Raw genomic sequence first — 17,188 nt, forward strand, 5'->3', positions numbered from 1 at the left:
ACTCAAACAATATACCAAGGACATAAATGAGCTGAGCAGTATAACTGCTCAACTGGTTCTTTGCAAGAAAAAATTATCAATTAACCTTGACGTTGTTTATGTTTAGGGTCGCTACATAATACACGAACAACACCTTCACGTTTCACAATTTTACAGTTACGACAAATTCTCTTTACGGAAGCACGAACTTTCATTGCTTATCCTTTACTTTATAAAATGGACAAATTACTGTCCAAAACCTTTAAGGTTTGCCTTTTTCAAAGCAGATTCATATTTAGTCGACATTAAATGACTTTGAACCTGCACGATGAAATCCATAATTACCACTACAACGATTAACAAGGAAGTACCGCCAAAATAAAATTGGACATTCCAAGCTGATGTCATAATATAAGGAACTAAACATACGAATATAATATAAAGACCACCCACTAAGGTAAGACGGGTCATAATTTTATCTATATAACGAGATGTTTGTTCACCTGGTCTAATTCCTGGGATAAATGCTCCAGATTTTTTCAAATTATCGGCTGTATCACGCGGATTAAATTGCATTGCAGCATAGAAAAAGCTAAAGAACATAATCGCTGCAGCATAGACAATCAAATAAATTGGCTGACCTGGTTGTAGCATTAACGACAAATTCGTTAACCACTCAAGGCTAGAACCTTCACCGAACCATGATGTTATTGTTGCTGGGAACAAAATAACACTGGATGCAAAGATCGCTGGAATAACACCTGCCATATTTACTTTTAATGGTAAATGTGACGAACCTCCACCTAATATTTGACGTCCTTGTTGACGTTTAGCATATTCTACTTTTACTCGACGTTGTCCTCGTTCAACGAATACAACGAAATAAGTCACAGCAAAAACAACTACGGCAATCAATAAAAGAACTAATGGATGCATTTGCCCTTGACGCGCCTGCTCAATAGTTTGACCAATAGCAGCTGGAAGACCAGCTACGATACCTGCGAAGATGATTAAAGAAATACCGTTACCAATCCCACGCTCAGTAATCTGTTCACCTAACCACATTAAGAACATAGTTCCTGTGACAAGACTAATTACTGCTGTAAAATAAAAACCAAAGCCTAAATTAGGCACTAGTCCTGGCAACATACTTGGTAAACCAGTTGAAATACCTATCGCCTGTAACGTGGCAAGCCCTAACGTTGTGTAACGCGTGTACTTACTCATTTTACGGCGACCAGATTCACCTTCTTTCTTCAACTCATTTAATGCAGGATAAACCGTGGTCAGCAACTGAATAATAATTGATGCCGAGATATACGGCATAATACCCAGAGCAAAAATTGACGCACGACTCAATGCACCACCAGAGAACATATTAAACATTTCAATGATGGTACCTTTTTGCTGTTCAATTAATTGAGCTAACACGGCCGCATCAATACCAGGAACCGGAATGAAAGAACCAATACGGAAAACGATTAGTGCACCTAATACAAAAAGTAATCTACTTTTAAGTTCACCTTTACCGCTTTGAGTACTTCTACTTTGATACCCTGGTTGCTTAGCCATCTGTTAATTATTCCTCGATTGATCCACCAGCAGCTTCAATCGCTGCTTTCGCACCCTTAGTTACACGTAAACCACGAACAGTTACTGTACCTTTGACTTCACCCGCTAAAATAATTTTAACAAATTGAATATCTTTAGTGACTAAGTTCGCTGCCTTTAATGAATCTAAAGTGACAACATTACCTTCTACTTTAGTTAAATCATTCAAACGAATTTCAGCAGTTACGGCTGCTTTCATTGAAGTAAAACCAAATTTTGGTAAACGACGATATAAAGGCATTTGACCACCCTCGAAACCGCGACGAACACCGCCACCAGTACGAGATTTCTGACCTTTATGACCACGTCCACCAGTTTTGCCTAGACCTGAACCAATACCACGACCTAAACGCTTAGCACTGTGCTTCGCACCTTCAGCCGGAGATAGAGTATTTAAACGCATTCTCTTACTCCTCCACTTTAACCATATAAGAAACTTGGTTAATCATACCACGAACAGAAGGTGTATCTTCTAGTTCTACAGTATGACGAATATGGCGAAGACCTAAACCTTTTAATGTGGCTTTATGCTTCGGTAAACGAGCAATTGAGCTACGAGTTTGAGTTACTTTAATAGTTTTAGCCATAATCCATTACCCCAAAATTTCATCAACGGTTTTGCCACGTTTTGCAGCAACCATCTCTGGTGATTTCATATTTGCGAGTGCATCAATTGTTGCACGCACAACGTTAATTGGGTTGGTTGAACCGTATGCTTTAGATAGAACATTACGTACACCAGCGACTTCTAATACTGCTCGCATTGCACCGCCTGCGATGATACCTGTACCTTCGCTTGCTGGTTGCATAAATACACGAGAACCAGTATGAACACCTTTCACTGGGTGTTGTAATGTACCTTCATTTAAAGCTACGTTAATCATGTTACGACGTGCTTTTTCCATTGCTTTTTGGATTGCTGCTGGAACTTCGCGTGCTTTACCATAACCAAAACCGATACGACCATTACCATCACCTACTACTGTCAAAGCAGTAAAGCTCATAATACGACCACCTTTTACAGTTTTTGATACACGGTTTACCGCGATTAGCTTCTCTTGCAGTTCACCAGCTTGTTTTTCGATGTTTGACATCTCAATTTCCTCTATTAGAACTGTAGACCAGCTTCACGAGCAGCGTCCGCTAAAGATTGGACACGACCATGATATTTAAAACCAGAACGATCGAAAGCAACGTCTTTCACGCCTTTCGCTAATGCACGCTCAGCAACGGCTTTACCCACTACTGCAGCAGCATCTTTGTTACCGGTATATTTTACTTGCTCACTAATTGCTTTTTCTACTGTAGAAGCAGCGGCAAGCACTTCTGAACCGTTCGGTGCAATCACTTGTGCGTAAATATGACGCGGAGTGCGGTGAACGACTAAACGCGTTACACCTTGCTCTCTCATCATATGACGAGCACGAGCTGCACGACGGATACGAGCTGATTTCTTATCCATAGTGTTACCTTAATTATTTTTTCTTAGCTTCTTTAGTACGTACAACTTCGTCCGCATAACGAACACCTTTACCTTTATAAGGTTCTGGTTTACGGTATGCACGAATATCTGCAGCCACTTGACCGATTAATTGTTTGTCAGCACCTTTCAACACGATTTCGGTTTGAGATGGACATTCTGCAGTAATACCTGCTGGTAAAGTGTGCTCGACAGGGTGTGAAAAACCTAAGCTCAAACCAACTACGTTGCCTTTTACTTGTGCTCTATAACCCACACCGACGAGTTGTAATTTTCTTGTGAAACCTTCGGTAACACCAATAACCATTGCATTAACCAACGCACGTGCAGTACCTGATTGTGCATTTGCACCCACACTACCATCACGTGGTGCGAAAGTTAATGCACCATTATCTTGTTTAACTTCAACTGAGTTATGAATAGTACGAGTTAACTCACCATTCTTACCTTTCACTGTTAATAGCTGGCCGTTAAGTTTAACCTCAACACCGGCAGGAACAGTTACGGGTGCTTTTGCAACACGAGACATTTTTCCTACCTCTCCATTAAGCTACATAACAGATGATTTCGCCGCCTAAACCCGCTTGACGAGCAGCACGGTCAGTCATCACACCTTTAGATGTAGAAACCACAGCAACACCTAAACCACCCATTACTTTTGGTAATTCGTCTTTACGTTTGTAAATACGAAGACCTGGACGGCTTACACGTTGGATACTTTCTACAACTGGTTTACCTTGGAAATATTTTAATGTAATTTCCAATTCAGGTTTTACACCTTCTAAAACTTTTACGCTTTCAACGTAACCTTCTTCCGCTAACACATTGGCAATAGCCACTTTTAGCTTGGATGAAGGCATACTGATCGCAACTTTGTTCGCAGCTTGACCGTTACGAATACGGGTCAACATATCTGCGATTGGATCTTGCATACTCATTGTGCTTTATTCTCCGATTCCAATATAAAGTGGTACATTACCAACTTGCTTTTTTAAGACCTGGGATCTCACCACGCATGGCTGCTTCACGGACCTTAATACGGCTTAAACCAAACTTACTTAATACGCCGTGAGGACGACCAGTTTGGCGACAGCGGTTACGTTGGCGACTTGGGCTTGAATCACGCGGTAAAGTTTGTAACTTTAACACCGCACTCCAACGATCTTCATCAGAAGAATTCACGTCAGAAATGATTTTTTTCAATTCTACACGTTGAGCATAGAACTTTTCAGCCAATTTAACGCGTTTTACATCGCGTGCTTTCATTGATTGTTTAGCCATTGATAACCTGCCTTATTTACGGAATGGGAAATTAAAGGCAGCAAGTAGTGCTTGACCTTCTTCATCATTCTTAGCTGTTGTGGTAATAGTAATATCTAAACCACGAACACGATCAACTTTATCATAGTCGATTTCAGGGAAGATGATTTGCTCACGCACACCCATACTGTAATTACCACGACCATCAAATGATTTCGCACTTAAACCGCGGAAGTCACGAATACGTGGAACAGCAATTGTAATTAAACGTTCAAAGAACTCCCACATACGTTCACCACGTAGTGTTACTTTACAACCGATTGGATATCCCTGACGGATTTTAAAGCCTGCAACAGATTTGCGTGCTTTAGTAATTAAAGGTTTTTGACCGCTAATCGCTGCTAAATCCGCTACGGCGTTATCTAGCAATTTCTTATCGGTCAATGCTTCACCCACACCCATATTCAGGGTAATCTTTTCGATTCGTGGGACTTGCATGACAGATGCGTAGTTGAATTTGTTTTTCAATTCATTAACTACTTGATCTCTGTAGTAATCATGCAGTTTCGCCATCGCATTACTCCAGTTTGTTAAATAATTTCATTATTAGATTTGAAGAAACGGACCTTTTCGCCCTCTTCGAATCTAAAACCTACACGGTCAGCTTTGTTAGTTGTTGGATTGAAGATCGCTACATTTGACGCATCAATTGGCGCTTCTTTCTTCACTAAACCACCCTCTTTGCCTAAAGCAGGTACAGGTTTTTCATGTTTAGTAATGATTTTAATACCTTCAACAAGAACTTTACCGTTTGGTAACACTTGAGTTACCTTTCCACGTTTGCCTTTATCTTTACCGGCAAGAACGATTACTTCATCATTTTGACGAATTTTTGCAGCCATTTCTTATCTCTCCCTTATAGTACTTCTGGTGCTAAAGAAATGATCTTCATAAACTTCTCAGAGCGAAGTTCACGCGTCACAGGTCCAAAAATACGGGTACCGATAGGTTGCTCCGTGTTATTATTTAAAATCACACAAGCATTACCATCGAAACGAATGACTGATCCGTCTGGGCGACGAACACCCTTTCTAGTGCGCACAACCACTGCTTTTAACACATCACCTTTTTTCACTTTACCGCGTGGAATTGCTTCTTTCACAGTAATTTTGATGATGTCGCCAATTGCAGCATAACGGCGATGCGATCCACCTAGAACCTTAATACACATTACGCTACGAGCGCCTGAGTTATCAGCAACGTCTAGCATAGTCTGTGTCTGGATCATATTAGTGCTCCGTTTAAGTTAAAAACACCCTTGCGGGACGAACCTATCTACCTTAATGTAAATAGTTTGCGGATTCTAACAAAAAGACACGATAAAATCAACTGGAATTACCCGACATTCTAAAATTTAAGACATTTAAGCATCACACTTGTCGGATATTCATCATTTACAATATCAGACCCTCTATCATTTCGAATTTGATTTAATGTGCTTATTTGTCCATCAACAATATCGACAAAGCTATATTTATAAGAGCGATGATACGCATTTTCGATATGCCAATATCCCATTCCTTGATCAAAGAAAATTTGATAATGTTTTCCTGATATAAAGTACAAATCTAAAATACGTGCATGTAACGCTCCTTTATTCCCTTGTGCAATATCTAAAAACACAGAAGTAGACAGAGCCTGTGATAAGTATTTTTCAACAACACCTTGATAATCCCTTTTATTTCTCCAATTATGACGTAATAGATAAGGGCTTCTATCATCATCTCTTTTCTCAAAAACCGTTTTAATATTTATCTCACATTGCGATTTTCCAATAATAACTTTAAGAATCTCTCCTAGTAGTAGGATCATCTCTGGTGTTCTCAAATATCGATCTGAATAACAAACTCTCTCTAATGCTTCAGTTTGTAATATACTCTTAAATGTAATTTCTTGTTTCTCCAAAATTTTTCTGAATTTTTCACCAAATTTAGATAAAGGAACGTGGCTTAATTCATCACAAATTGCGAATATTTTATCCATTTCTAATGGAAAAGATTCCGAAGTTTCTCCCTCAATCATTGCTTCTTGTTCTGAGTATAAAACAATATCTTTACTATTTAACCAACTTTCACCTAATCGCACCGCAGAATCATCTCTCGTCGCCACAGTAACGCAACGTGTTCCAATGGCTGCTTGATATACAATACCCGCTTTTACTTTAGCATATTCAAATACGATCCCAAGATGTTGTAATTGAGCAAAAAAACGCAAAACGTCGGTGCTATAAGTTTGTTTCTCAATAACAAAAACAACCCGCACATCCGCTAATAATAATGGCATTATGACCGTTCGTAACGGTTCCAAAGAAATATCCCAATCTTCTGGATCACGAGATAATATAAACTTACATTTTGTCATATTTTGATTTAATAAATCCCGAAGTTTTTCTGTTAAACTCAATGGACTGTAACGTCCTCCATTGATCATCTCTTGATATTCTGGAGGTAATGCTAAGTAATGGCTAAATGAAGAACCTAACCATTCCAACGCTTTTAATCGATTAAGTTTATCAGAGTCAAAACGAGAGTCTTGCTCAAGCAAACAATGGACACAAAATGCTTCACATTGATGAGTACAATGTAATATTTTGATCATTTTTTGCAAAATTGACACTATATACCGAGGTGCAGAACTTGCAAAACCAGCCCCTCCAGCAATAGTATCAAATAATTGTAAAGCTAAACTATGCTCACCATTTAAGATAACGGGGCGAACACTGTATTGTACTTCGTCAGTTGATATTCCCAATTCTTCAGTTAATGCTCTACGTAAAGCGACAGCCAACGTCACAGCAATAACTTTATCTGCTCTATCATCCAACAATCCCTTTTCTGGACTACGTAGCACAAGTTCAAATACGTCAGTATTGGAAGAAACACCGAGATGAATATTACCTAAAATCGTCCCTGAACAATATTCTCGCTGATTTTTATTTGTTGCTTTAGGGGAATAATGTCTCCGGTCATTCTTTTCTGGATTAAGCATCGCTGGGAAACCCTCTTTTGTCATTGATTCAGCACGCCCACAACCCATACAAATAGCATATCCCTTTCCAGCAAAACCTGATGAATGGTGGAATACTTTTCCTTGGGGATCTGCTCGCATTACACCCAAATTAGGTGTTGGTAAAAATTTCATTTCCCCTTTTGCAATCACCCAAGCATTTTGAATTGGCAGGAAATGATTCTCTACAATATTATTTGATAAAGGTCGGTAATAATCTGCTACAAACCCTGTAGGTTGAATAACTTTCTTTTGATATTCTTCAAGAATGGGGGCATCACAATGCGAACAACATAATTGTCCATACTTTTCTGCTCCATCTTCATAACCAGAGGAACCACATTTGGGACAACGCCAAGCCACATCAAGTTTTTGAGCTTCTTTTGCAGTAGGCGAATAAATTTTTTGCCAATTCAAGGCAATACCAACGGAACGATACACAACACCATCTAGGGCAATATCTACTCCTGGAGCATATTCTCGGATCGCTACGGGGAGCTGTCTCGTTGGCAATGTTTTTATTTTATTTTTACTCCCATTTCCACGCTCTCTGTTATTGTGTTCAATACTATCTGTATCAAAAGATACAATATCGGTTGGAAATCCATAACCTGGTAAAAAAGAATGAGATGCTAAATAACTTAGCAGATAAGTGTCAGTCAAACGATCTAAATCTAATTTTAACTTACTATAATAATGACTTCCCTTGGTAGCTGACGCTAATTCTCTTTGTAAGTAGTGATAATTTTCTTCCCAACGTTCCCGTAAGACTTGAATATTCTCTTTTGTACGAGTACAAATACGGGAAAAAGGCATTGACTGCAATTCTGTTCCTCTAATCACCCAAGAAAGGTCTTTCTCATATTTAGACAGCGTCTTTTTATTGCCTAACCAATGCTCAAACTGTTGTGCAAATGAAACACTATTATCACCTGCCGTTCGTCCATAAAACCACTGTAAATTAAGTTTAGTACGATCTTTTTCTATACCTAAAGAACGTAAAAATTTCCCTAATAAAAAAGCATTTAAATGACGTTGAATCAATTTTTGTGAGCTAAATTCAACATAAGGTGCTGGAATAGCGGTTTCAAACGCCCATTTAGGATTTGAAAAAACCGCCTGATCGTGTGGGTTATCTTTACAAAGGGTAAAACTAATCGCTCGAGATTCTTTAGAACGTCCTGCTCGCCCCGCTCTTTGCAAATAATTTGCTGGATGTGGCGGTACATTATTCATAATTACTGCGACAATTCCCCCAATATCAACCCCCATTTCCATTGTTGTCGAGCAGTTTAGAATGTTTTTCTGACCCGCTTTGAATTTTTTTTCATATTGTTGTAACTTACTCGCTTCCTGTTGGGCAGAATGTTCTGCAACAGTATAATAACAACCTCCTTCCATCGCACTATCATTGATATCTGTCCATAAATTCTGCTCTCTTAAGACTTGAATTTCAGCATTTTGATGAATCTGTTTGCGAGTTAATTCCAATGCTTTTAAATAATCATCACCATCTTTAAATGCCCATAATTTCGGCATAGCAATTTCACGACACTTAAATTCTGCAAAGTCCGATGTTTGACTCACTTTTCTAAAAGCAGCAGGAAGATAAGGGGTAAAGCCTTTAAATGTAGTATCCAATAGTTTATTGGTAATTGGACAAATATAAGCTCTGTCAATTAACGATAATCCCACCGCATTTTGGTTATCAAAAACACCTGTGAAATCAAGATGATACTTTTTATCTGCGGAACCAATAAGAATATGGCTTGCAATTAATTGATCCCAAGCATCTTGTAACCATTTATTTAAAATCACTCTATCCCTTGCATACTTAACGTCCAATTTTGCTCCAATAGAAAGTAAATTAATTAACCGCTGCTGTTGTTCATTATTCGACTTCACCTGTACCCACGTTAATACTCTCCCTTCACTTTTATCTTGAGATGTGGGACTGATCAAACTACGCGAATAAAATGGCATACCAATCCAACGCAATGTCTCCCGTTCAATCGTTAAGAAAATATTTTGGCGAACATAAAAGTCTAAAGAAATTTTAAGAAAATCTTTCCAATCACGGAGTGAAAGACCTTTATCTTCCCAATATTCTGGTACTTTAGTAATTTTATCTAAAGCAGGATAAACTAATTTCACTAAGCCTTGAGTTTCCAAATTATTACGGTTCTTAGGGCGAACCATAAATTCTCGCAACAACAATAATCGAGCCAAACGATTCAACCCATCCGCTGAATCAAATACCTGTGGCGATAACTGACGATTTTCTTTTAACATTATCTCTGCAAGTTCTGGATCTTTGGTCAATTCACTAACAACATCTAACCAAGCTCTTGCTTTAGGTGTTATTTTATCTTCACTATTTAAATAATCTTCAATCTCCTTGATTTCCTTGTCATTTAATTCACTCAATACAGATTTGATCACTGACCAATTTGCTTTTAAATGTTCTTTTCCTAATTTATCAAAGCCATTCATCTTAGATTGTAGATGTTCAGGAAATTGTGATTTCCGTTCTACTGATTTTTTCAAACAATTCACCACAAGTCCACGTAAACGAGAACGTTCAGCATCTTGTTGCATTTTAATCGACATTTTGGCTGTACCTTGACGACTATCAGTAAAGGTAATTAACCGTCGTCCTCTATTGGGCTTAGTCAATTTATTTTCTTCTATTTCTGGACAATATTCGAGCACCGTCGGAACAAGATTCATTGAGTAAAATGGCACCCCTAATAATGCTCTCCGCATCGCTTTACCATATAATCCACGTCCTGTATGACCACAAGCACAACAAGTCTGTGTATCACTATGTAATTGATAATAATCAATCCCATCATCATTCAAATTCTGAATATTTCCAAATTTATCTAATCGTTGAAGCACATATTCGGAATGAGGGTGTAATCCAAGCAACAATTCTTCATCTCGACTTACAGGCATATTTTCTGATATAGCCTCTTCATCAGCCATATCATCCGATGGATTTTCATCTAATAATGAAAATTCATCTTCCACTTTTCCTGTCCATTGCTCTAATTTCATATTGATACGACTTGCCAGTAAATGTGGTTCATTACATTCCTGACAAAAAACTAACTCAAATACGGCAGCACCACACTCACATCTTGAACGAACTTGACTATACACCTTACCAAAAGGCCATTTTTCTTTGACTAAAGAGTGGTCTTTACAAGTACAATTAGGATCAATACATGCCCATAATCCAGATAATGTTCGTTGAAAATAATGTGCTCGTAATTTTAAAAAGGCTTCTCCTTGTTCAGTTGCACGAGTAGAAGTACAAAGATCCAGCCAACGATATAATGACTGCTCATCTAAGTTTGAGAAATATTTTAATGCCGCTTCAATAGAAACGGGGTTTTTAGCAAAGATGTGTCTAATTTCTCTGGCTAAAGGTGTCTTGGCTAGAGCAACAAAACGTGCTTCCGACACTTCATTATCATTATCCAGTGTTTCCAATTCATCTAAAGTGTATGGATGATTCTCAGTAACGGGAATATCAGGAACTTGACGTTGCCCACCAATCACAGCTATCTGTGATTCTGGAATATTAGCAAGGCTGGCTAAATAACGTTTTAATTGAGATTCCGCTTCTTCACCTGCAATCGTAGCTGATGTCGCCACAAATCGTACATTTTCTGCTTTTACACCAAAAGCTAACATGACTCGGCGAAGTTGTAATGCTAATTCCGCAGCTTGTGACCCCACATAGGTATGAGCTTCATCCAGAATAATCCAACGCAATGCTCCTTGTGATTGATTAAGAATAGGTGCATCAACTTGTCGCACTAACATATACTCTAACATTGTGCCATTTGTGACTAAAATCGGGGCTGGATTATCCCGCATTCGTTCTCGAGAAAAAACTTCTTGCGGATAATTAGCCTGTAAATCTTTTACATCATCTGCATATTCTTTGGTCTGTCCATTGTATAAACAGTAACGAATTTTATCTCCAAAATAATGTGTCCACGCTTGCAAACGCTCACGTTGTGAGCTAATTAACGCATTCAAAGGATAAAGAAATAATGCCCGCACACCCATCAAGGGTTTATTGCTTTGGTTCATTTCCCGATACAGATCTTCCAAAACAGGAACCATAAAACACTCCGTTTTACCTGACCCCGTACCACTAGTAATAATTCTTGATTGTGGTGTATCAGATAAAAGATCTTTCCACGCTTTATATTGATGTGCAAAGGGCTTCCATTGTTTTTTAAACGCATATCGATTTTTATTATTTTCATCTGCATCTTGAATAACTGCTTCATTTAATGCGGTAACAATTTCCTTAGATAACAACCCTTCCGTAACAAGTTCTTCCATCGTATTTGTATGTGCTTTCCAAGCGAACATGGGTTCAAAAACAGGCTTGGTGACAAAAGGTTCTTCTTCCGTCATCTGTTTACTTAAATGATTGCGTAAACTCGGATTTGAAATACCTAAAATACTCAAAGAAGATTCTTTCGCTCGATTATTGGCTTGTTCTTTTAATGTAGCAAAATAAGGTCTCATTTTTTCTCGTTCTCCGTAAAATATTGAATCGCATACTGATATACTGGTTTAAACCAGCTATGATATTCAAATTCCATTAACTGCCTAAAATTAAAAAAATCACTTGGTTCTGTCATATTAAGCCGCTCAAGCGTTACCTTATTCACTGCCATTGCAGCAGCAAAAAAAGGCATATAAACAACAGATGAATGATAAATATTTTTTAAATTAAATGGGATATTCATTTCCCTAATCCAGCCTTGCAACTCATCAAAAAAATAGGTAGGCCAATAGGATTTATTCACATTCATTCGACACATATCATCATACCACAATGGTAATACTGTATTATTCATAAATTCTATGTCGAAATCATTCTGCTTGTCACTCTTTGTGTAATTAAAACAGCATAGAAACGCACTGATTAAATTAAACCGATTTTCTAGCAATACTTTTTGTATTCCTTCGGAGAATACATTTAATGATAACTTGAAAACATCAAACATTTCATTCCATACATCTATCGGGATAATTTCCCAAATAACATTAAATTCTTCTTGGAATTGTTTCATTGCCTTGTCAACATCATTAGCTTTCATCATAAACAATACTAATGCTCTCGTATTTTTGACAAGATATTTCCAAATTGAAAATGTTGACAATGGCAAATAATTAAAACGATTATATAACTCTTTTAAATAATCCCAACCTGAATGAGTAAAATCATTTGCCATCATTTCAATCATATCTGCATAATATTGTTGATAAACAATAGGATCTTTAGTAATAACTTGTTGCAACTCTCCGTCTATTACAACATTCTCGGCACCAGAAATGAAGCAAGACCGACTTTGTATTTTTGATGTTTTTGATGTAACTACTAAACTGGGGTCAACAATATGTTCGGGTAAAACATATCCTTTGATTTCTTCATTAAATAATAAATCTTGAACATTTAAAGAAACTAATGATAACAACTGTAATTGAACGTTATCTTTTGGAATATCATCAAAATAAACAACCCCATTTTCAATTCTTGGATCGGCTGCATATAATTTAATATCTACCTGACGTAGTTGTTTACCTGACTTAGAAATAAACATCCTTGCATAATCATCTAAATTAGCTGATGAAGCAAGTAATGACAAAATTGAGTTTTTAAAATCATATAAACTAATTTCTAATGGGTTGACTACATTGAAATACTGCCATGCATACTGATTATTTTGACCATTCTTTAAAAGAATTTCATAATTCGCTGAGGTATCAATATCGGGATATAATTTTAATCTAGCTCCTAAAAGCTCGCTAATTGACAATGATTGATTGTATTTCACTTCTTTCTCATCTGCATCAAAAATTAACGCTCCAGATGATGGATAAGGAATCTCAACCAATACTGATGAGAACAAGTTAATACGCACATCTATTACCAATTTCTCAATAATAAATTGGCTTGAAACTGTTAATTCTTTTTGAAGTCCGCTTATGTTTTCTAACTGCCCCTCCACGCTACCGGTTAATATTTTCACCATAAAGGGGATAGGGCAAGTAATACGAATACGCCCTGTTCTCGGATCACTACCATTGTTTAATAACTTTATAGAAAATCCATCAGGTAAAATAGAGACTTTCTTTCTAAAAAATAACTGATTATTTTTATCCAAAACACGAACAAAATGTTCACCAAAGTTTTCAGCCAGATTGGCCGAATGATTCATATCTAAATGAAAATGTTCAGTATCATTAATATAAGGCTTACCTAAATAAATTGGTCTCCCAGATGGTGAATAATAAGGCAATGTTTTGCCGCATACTTGAACATCTCGCTTAAATACATTTTGTTTCGTTGAAATAAAAAATGCTTCCTGATCATAATAAACCCAGATATCCCCAATTAAGGATAAATATTGCCATTGTTCAGAACTATCCAATATCTCTACTTGGCTATTCTCTGCTGCTTGATAAGTCGCAGTAGAAGAAATCATAATATGAAATAATCCCGCCTCTTTCTTAACGCTTCCTAGCCCAACAAGCTCATTAAATTCATTTAAAATAAAGGGCATTTCATCTAGATTAATCTCACTTTGAGATAATTCTTCTTGATAAATAATATGCCCTTGTTGTTTAATTGCTAAATAGAGTGGGCAATTACAGACTTTACGATAAATATCAAAAAAATCTGACTTTAATAATACTTGGATATGATTGTTTTCTGTTTTTAATGGATAACCCGATGTTAGTTCTGCCAAAGGATAATTTCCTTCATATAAGAAAAGGGTAAACCATTCGCCCTGAATGACAGAATCACTATTAAAACTAAAGTGCTTATTTAATATCAGTTCCAATTTAAACTTAACATTTTCTTTATCAATTAATTTATAAGCGAGTTCATAACGTGCTATATTTCTTGTTTTACGACTTTTTTCTTCTACTGTAGATATCAATAACCCCGCCAAAAATGTATCTGCCGTACTCTCATCAAAAGGAATTGGGAAATCTTCACGCCAATCTGCATTATGTTCATTTAAATAATTGATGGGATTTACTCTGTTGGAAAGATCATATATATCTACTAATTTAATCAACTTAGTCGCCATCTCAATGATCAATGAAAGCGTTACATCTCCCTTTAAGGCTTCGGGAAAATAAGTAAGATAGGGTAATAATAAATGATAATCTAATAAAACTTGTGGATTATAAGAATATAAAGATAATATGTTGCGGAACAGATCTTGGAAACGACTATCAGTCTGGGTCAGTAAAATATAAGGTAAACCACCTTCACGAAAAACAGAACCTAAATAACTTTTACGGTGATCATCATATTGTGCAATTTCTCGTTTCCAATAACGAAATCCGTTAATAATGATTTTACTTCGTAAATTCGCATCAATTGGCGTATCAAAGATATTATCAATCCCATCCCAACTCCACTCACCACGGTATTTTTGACGATACCATTCCGAGCCATACAAACAATACAATGCACACCAATAAAGATTATTTTGTGGCTTAAAGTGCGGAGGAAATTTTAATAATTTTTCAAACTCATAAAATTCTGCTTTCGTCACTAAATAAGTATAAAGTGGCTTACCTGAGACTTGGGACAGTCCCCGTTTAGCAAGAAATTTATTAAGATATTCAAATAGGTAATAATCACCATAAATTTCCATCTTCTTCTCCGTAAATACAATATTTTTGTCTTCATTCCGATTGTACAATGATTATTTGCAAAATTAAAGCTGACATAAGAAATACTTAGCTTATACAGAAAAAAAGCCCAGCAATGCTGAGCTTTTCATTTTTTGATTATCGAAGATTAAGCAACAACTGCTTTTTCAACGACACGAACCAATGTCCAAGATTTGGTTTTTGAGATAGGGCGAGATTCTTTGATCTCAACCACATCACCAATTCTTGCTTCGTTATTTTCATCGTGAACGTGTAATTTAGTAGTGCGGCGGATAAATTTACCCAATAGTGGGTGTTTCACTTTACGCTCGATAGCAATAGTGAAAGATTTATCCATTTTATCGCTGATTACACGACCTTGAACTGTACGAATTTTATCAGTCATTACTCACCCGCCTTTTCGGTTAACACAGTTTTAATTTGTGCAATACTACGACGCACTTGTTTTAACTGATGGGTTTGTTGAAGCTGACCGGTGGCTGCTTGCATACGCAATTTGAATTGTTCACCTAAAAGGTTCACTAATTCCGCATTCAGCTCTTCAACGTTTTTGTTTCTTAGTTCTTGAGCTTTCATTACATCACCGTCTTAATTACGAACGTTGTTTTAATTGGAAGTTTCGCCGCTGCTAATGCGAATGCACTACGAGCGATTTCTTCTGAAACTCCGTCCATTTCATAAAGTACTTTACCTGGTTGGATAAGCGCTACCCAGTATTCCACGTTACCTTTACCTTTACCCATACGAACTTCTAATGGTTTTTCGGTAATTGGTTTGTCTGGGAATACACGAATCCAGATTTTACCTTGACGTTTAACCGCACGTGTCATCGCACGACGAGCCGCTTCAATTTGACGAGCTGTTAAACGACCGCGACCAACCGCTTTTAAACCGAATGTACCGAAACTTACTTCAGTACCACCAGCTAAACCACGGTTGCGTCCTTTGTGGACTTTACGGAATTTTGTACGTTTTGGTTGCAACATTTAGCAGTTCTCCTTACTTACGACCTTTGCCACGTGGTGCCTTTTTAGGCTGGGCAGGTTGTTGTTCTGGTTGTTGTGCAATTGCAGCCATTCCACCTAAAATTTCACCTTTGAAGATCCACACTTTTACGCCGATTACGCCGTAAGTTGTATGTGCTTCTGCAGTGTTATAATCGATGTCCGCACGCAGTGTATGTAATGGCACACGACCTTCACGATACCATTCTGAGCGTGCAATTTCTGCACCACCTAAACGACCGCTTACTTCAACTTTGATACCTTTAGCACCTAAACGCATTGCGTTTTGTACTGCACGTTTCATCGCACGGCGGAACATTACACGGCGTTCTAATTGAGAAGCAATGCTGTCTGCAACTAATTTTGCATCTAATTCAGGTTTTTTCACTTCAGCAATGTTGATTTGAGCAGGCACACCAGCGATTTTCGCTACTGCATTGCGTAATTTTTCAACATCTTCGCCTTTTTTACCGATAACGATACCTGGGCGAGCTGTGTGAATAGTAACACGAATGCTTTTTGCAGGACGCTCAATAGTGATGCGTGACACTGAAGCACTCGCTAATTCTTTATTCAAGAATTTACGTACGTTAAAATCGCCTTCTAAATTATCGGCGAAGTCTTGTGTATTCGCGAACCAAGTAGAGCTCCAAGGCTTAACAATACCTAGGCGAATACCATGTGGATGGACTTTTTGACCCATTTGCTATTCCTCTACGATTAACGATCTGACACAACCACAGTGATGTGGCTTGTACGTTTTAAAATACGATCTGCACGACCTTTGGCACGTGGCATAACACGTTTCATACTAGGACCTTCGTCAACGAAAATCTTAGCGACTTTGAGATCATCGATATCTGCACCGTCATTATGCTCGGCGTTAGCAATCGCAGACTCAAGCACTTTCTTCACCAAAGCCGCAGCTTTTTTGTTGGTGTAAGTTAAGATCTCAAGAGCGGCTGCAACTTTTTTACCACGGATTAAATCCGCAACTAAGCGAGCTTTTTGAGCTGAAGTGCGAGCGTAACGATGTTTTGCGATAGTTTCCATCTTTTAC

The 17,188-nt window shown here is 37.5% G+C and carries 19 protein-coding genes; all 19 read right to left on the reverse strand.

The annotated features are described in order from the left end of the window. Positions 1 to 80 precede the first annotated feature (80 nt). The 19 genes from rpmJ to rplV all read right to left on the reverse strand — a co-directional run bounded on the left by rpmJ (position 81) and on the right by rplV (position 17,181). Positions 81 to 194 carry a 50S ribosomal protein L36 gene (rpmJ, locus tag O1Q81_RS00290; protein ID WP_005759601.1) on the reverse strand — a complete coding sequence of 38 codons (114 nt, stop codon included), beginning with the start codon at positions 192 to 194 and terminating at the stop codon, positions 81 to 83. Between the two features lie 31 nt (positions 195 to 225). Further along, positions 226 to 1,551, reverse strand: a complete 1,326-nt coding sequence (gene secY, locus O1Q81_RS00295; RefSeq protein WP_386687890.1) for a preprotein translocase subunit SecY — start codon at positions 1,549 to 1,551, stop codon at positions 226 to 228. 7 nt (positions 1,552 to 1,558) lie between these two features. Continuing rightward, positions 1,559 to 1,993, reverse strand: a complete 435-nt coding sequence (gene rplO, locus O1Q81_RS00300) for a 50S ribosomal protein L15 (RefSeq protein WP_386695001.1) — start codon at positions 1,991 to 1,993, stop codon at positions 1,559 to 1,561. 4 nt (positions 1,994 to 1,997) lie between these two features. Beyond that, the gene (gene rpmD, locus O1Q81_RS00305; protein WP_132302876.1) at positions 1,998 to 2,177 is read right to left on the reverse strand and encodes a 50S ribosomal protein L30; all 180 of its coding nucleotides are present in this window, start codon (positions 2,175 to 2,177) and stop codon (positions 1,998 to 2,000) included. 6 nt (positions 2,178 to 2,183) lie between these two features. After that, positions 2,184 to 2,684 (reverse strand): 30S ribosomal protein S5, encoded by a 501-nt coding sequence (gene rpsE / locus O1Q81_RS00310; RefSeq protein WP_132302875.1) that lies wholly within the window; start codon positions 2,682 to 2,684, stop codon positions 2,184 to 2,186. Between the two features lie 14 nt (positions 2,685 to 2,698). Next, positions 2,699 to 3,052, reverse strand: a complete 354-nt coding sequence (gene rplR / locus O1Q81_RS00315) for a 50S ribosomal protein L18 (protein WP_386687895.1) — start codon at positions 3,050 to 3,052, stop codon at positions 2,699 to 2,701. Positions 3,053 to 3,065: 13 nt separating this feature from the next. Then, positions 3,066 to 3,599 (reverse strand): 50S ribosomal protein L6, encoded by a 534-nt coding sequence (rplF, locus tag O1Q81_RS00320; protein WP_386687897.1) that lies wholly within the window; start codon positions 3,597 to 3,599, stop codon positions 3,066 to 3,068. 16 nt (positions 3,600 to 3,615) lie between these two features. Next, positions 3,616 to 4,008 carry a 30S ribosomal protein S8 gene (gene rpsH, locus O1Q81_RS00325; protein WP_132302872.1) on the reverse strand — a complete coding sequence of 131 codons (393 nt, stop codon included), beginning with the start codon at positions 4,006 to 4,008 and terminating at the stop codon, positions 3,616 to 3,618. 37 nt (positions 4,009 to 4,045) lie between these two features. Then, positions 4,046 to 4,351: a 30S ribosomal protein S14 gene (gene rpsN, locus O1Q81_RS00330; RefSeq protein ID WP_132302871.1), complete on the reverse strand. Its 306-nt coding sequence runs from the start codon at positions 4,349 to 4,351 to the stop codon at positions 4,046 to 4,048. Positions 4,352 to 4,363: 12 nt separating this feature from the next. Then, positions 4,364 to 4,903, reverse strand: coding sequence for a 50S ribosomal protein L5 (gene rplE / locus O1Q81_RS00335; RefSeq protein ID WP_133545470.1), 540 nt, complete (start codon positions 4,901 to 4,903; stop codon positions 4,364 to 4,366). 17 nt (positions 4,904 to 4,920) lie between these two features. Further along, positions 4,921 to 5,232, reverse strand: coding sequence for a 50S ribosomal protein L24 (gene rplX, locus O1Q81_RS00340; RefSeq protein ID WP_386697669.1), 312 nt, complete (start codon positions 5,230 to 5,232; stop codon positions 4,921 to 4,923). Positions 5,233 to 5,246: 14 nt separating this feature from the next. After that, positions 5,247 to 5,618 carry a 50S ribosomal protein L14 gene (rplN, locus tag O1Q81_RS00345; RefSeq protein WP_132302868.1) on the reverse strand — a complete coding sequence of 124 codons (372 nt, stop codon included), beginning with the start codon at positions 5,616 to 5,618 and terminating at the stop codon, positions 5,247 to 5,249. Positions 5,619 to 5,737: 119 nt separating this feature from the next. Continuing rightward, positions 5,738 to 11,950, reverse strand: coding sequence for a DEAD/DEAH box helicase (locus tag O1Q81_RS00350; RefSeq protein ID WP_386697671.1), 6,213 nt, complete (start codon positions 11,948 to 11,950; stop codon positions 5,738 to 5,740). Further along, on the reverse strand, positions 11,947 to 15,105 hold the full coding sequence (locus O1Q81_RS00355; protein WP_386697673.1) for an STY4851/ECs_5259 family protein: 3,159 nt from the start codon (positions 15,103 to 15,105) through the stop codon (positions 11,947 to 11,949). The genes O1Q81_RS00350 and O1Q81_RS00355 overlap by 4 nt, the downstream gene beginning before the upstream one ends. 146 nt (positions 15,106 to 15,251) lie before the next feature. Continuing rightward, positions 15,252 to 15,509, reverse strand: a complete 258-nt coding sequence (gene rpsQ, locus O1Q81_RS00360) for a 30S ribosomal protein S17 (protein ID WP_386695009.1) — start codon at positions 15,507 to 15,509, stop codon at positions 15,252 to 15,254. Continuing rightward, the gene (gene rpmC / locus O1Q81_RS00365) at positions 15,509 to 15,700 is read right to left on the reverse strand and encodes a 50S ribosomal protein L29 (RefSeq protein ID WP_078239930.1); all 192 of its coding nucleotides are present in this window, start codon (positions 15,698 to 15,700) and stop codon (positions 15,509 to 15,511) included. The genes rpsQ and rpmC overlap by 1 nt, the downstream gene beginning before the upstream one ends. Next, entirely contained in the window at positions 15,700 to 16,110 is a 411-nt protein-coding gene (gene rplP / locus O1Q81_RS00370; protein WP_386697674.1) for a 50S ribosomal protein L16, read from the reverse strand. Before rplP ends, rpmC begins: the two co-directional genes overlap by 1 nt. 13 nt (positions 16,111 to 16,123) lie before the next feature. After that, positions 16,124 to 16,831: a 30S ribosomal protein S3 gene (rpsC, locus tag O1Q81_RS00375; RefSeq protein ID WP_132299970.1), complete on the reverse strand. Its 708-nt coding sequence runs from the start codon at positions 16,829 to 16,831 to the stop codon at positions 16,124 to 16,126. 17 nt (positions 16,832 to 16,848) lie between these two features. Continuing rightward, positions 16,849 to 17,181 carry a 50S ribosomal protein L22 gene (gene rplV / locus O1Q81_RS00380; RefSeq protein ID WP_012072223.1) on the reverse strand — a complete coding sequence of 111 codons (333 nt, stop codon included), beginning with the start codon at positions 17,179 to 17,181 and terminating at the stop codon, positions 16,849 to 16,851. Positions 17,182 to 17,188: the final 7 nt, after the last annotated feature.

Source organism: Lonepinella sp. MS14436 (assembly GCF_042470565.1).
Lineage (GTDB): Bacteria > Pseudomonadota > Gammaproteobacteria > Enterobacterales > Pasteurellaceae > Lonepinella.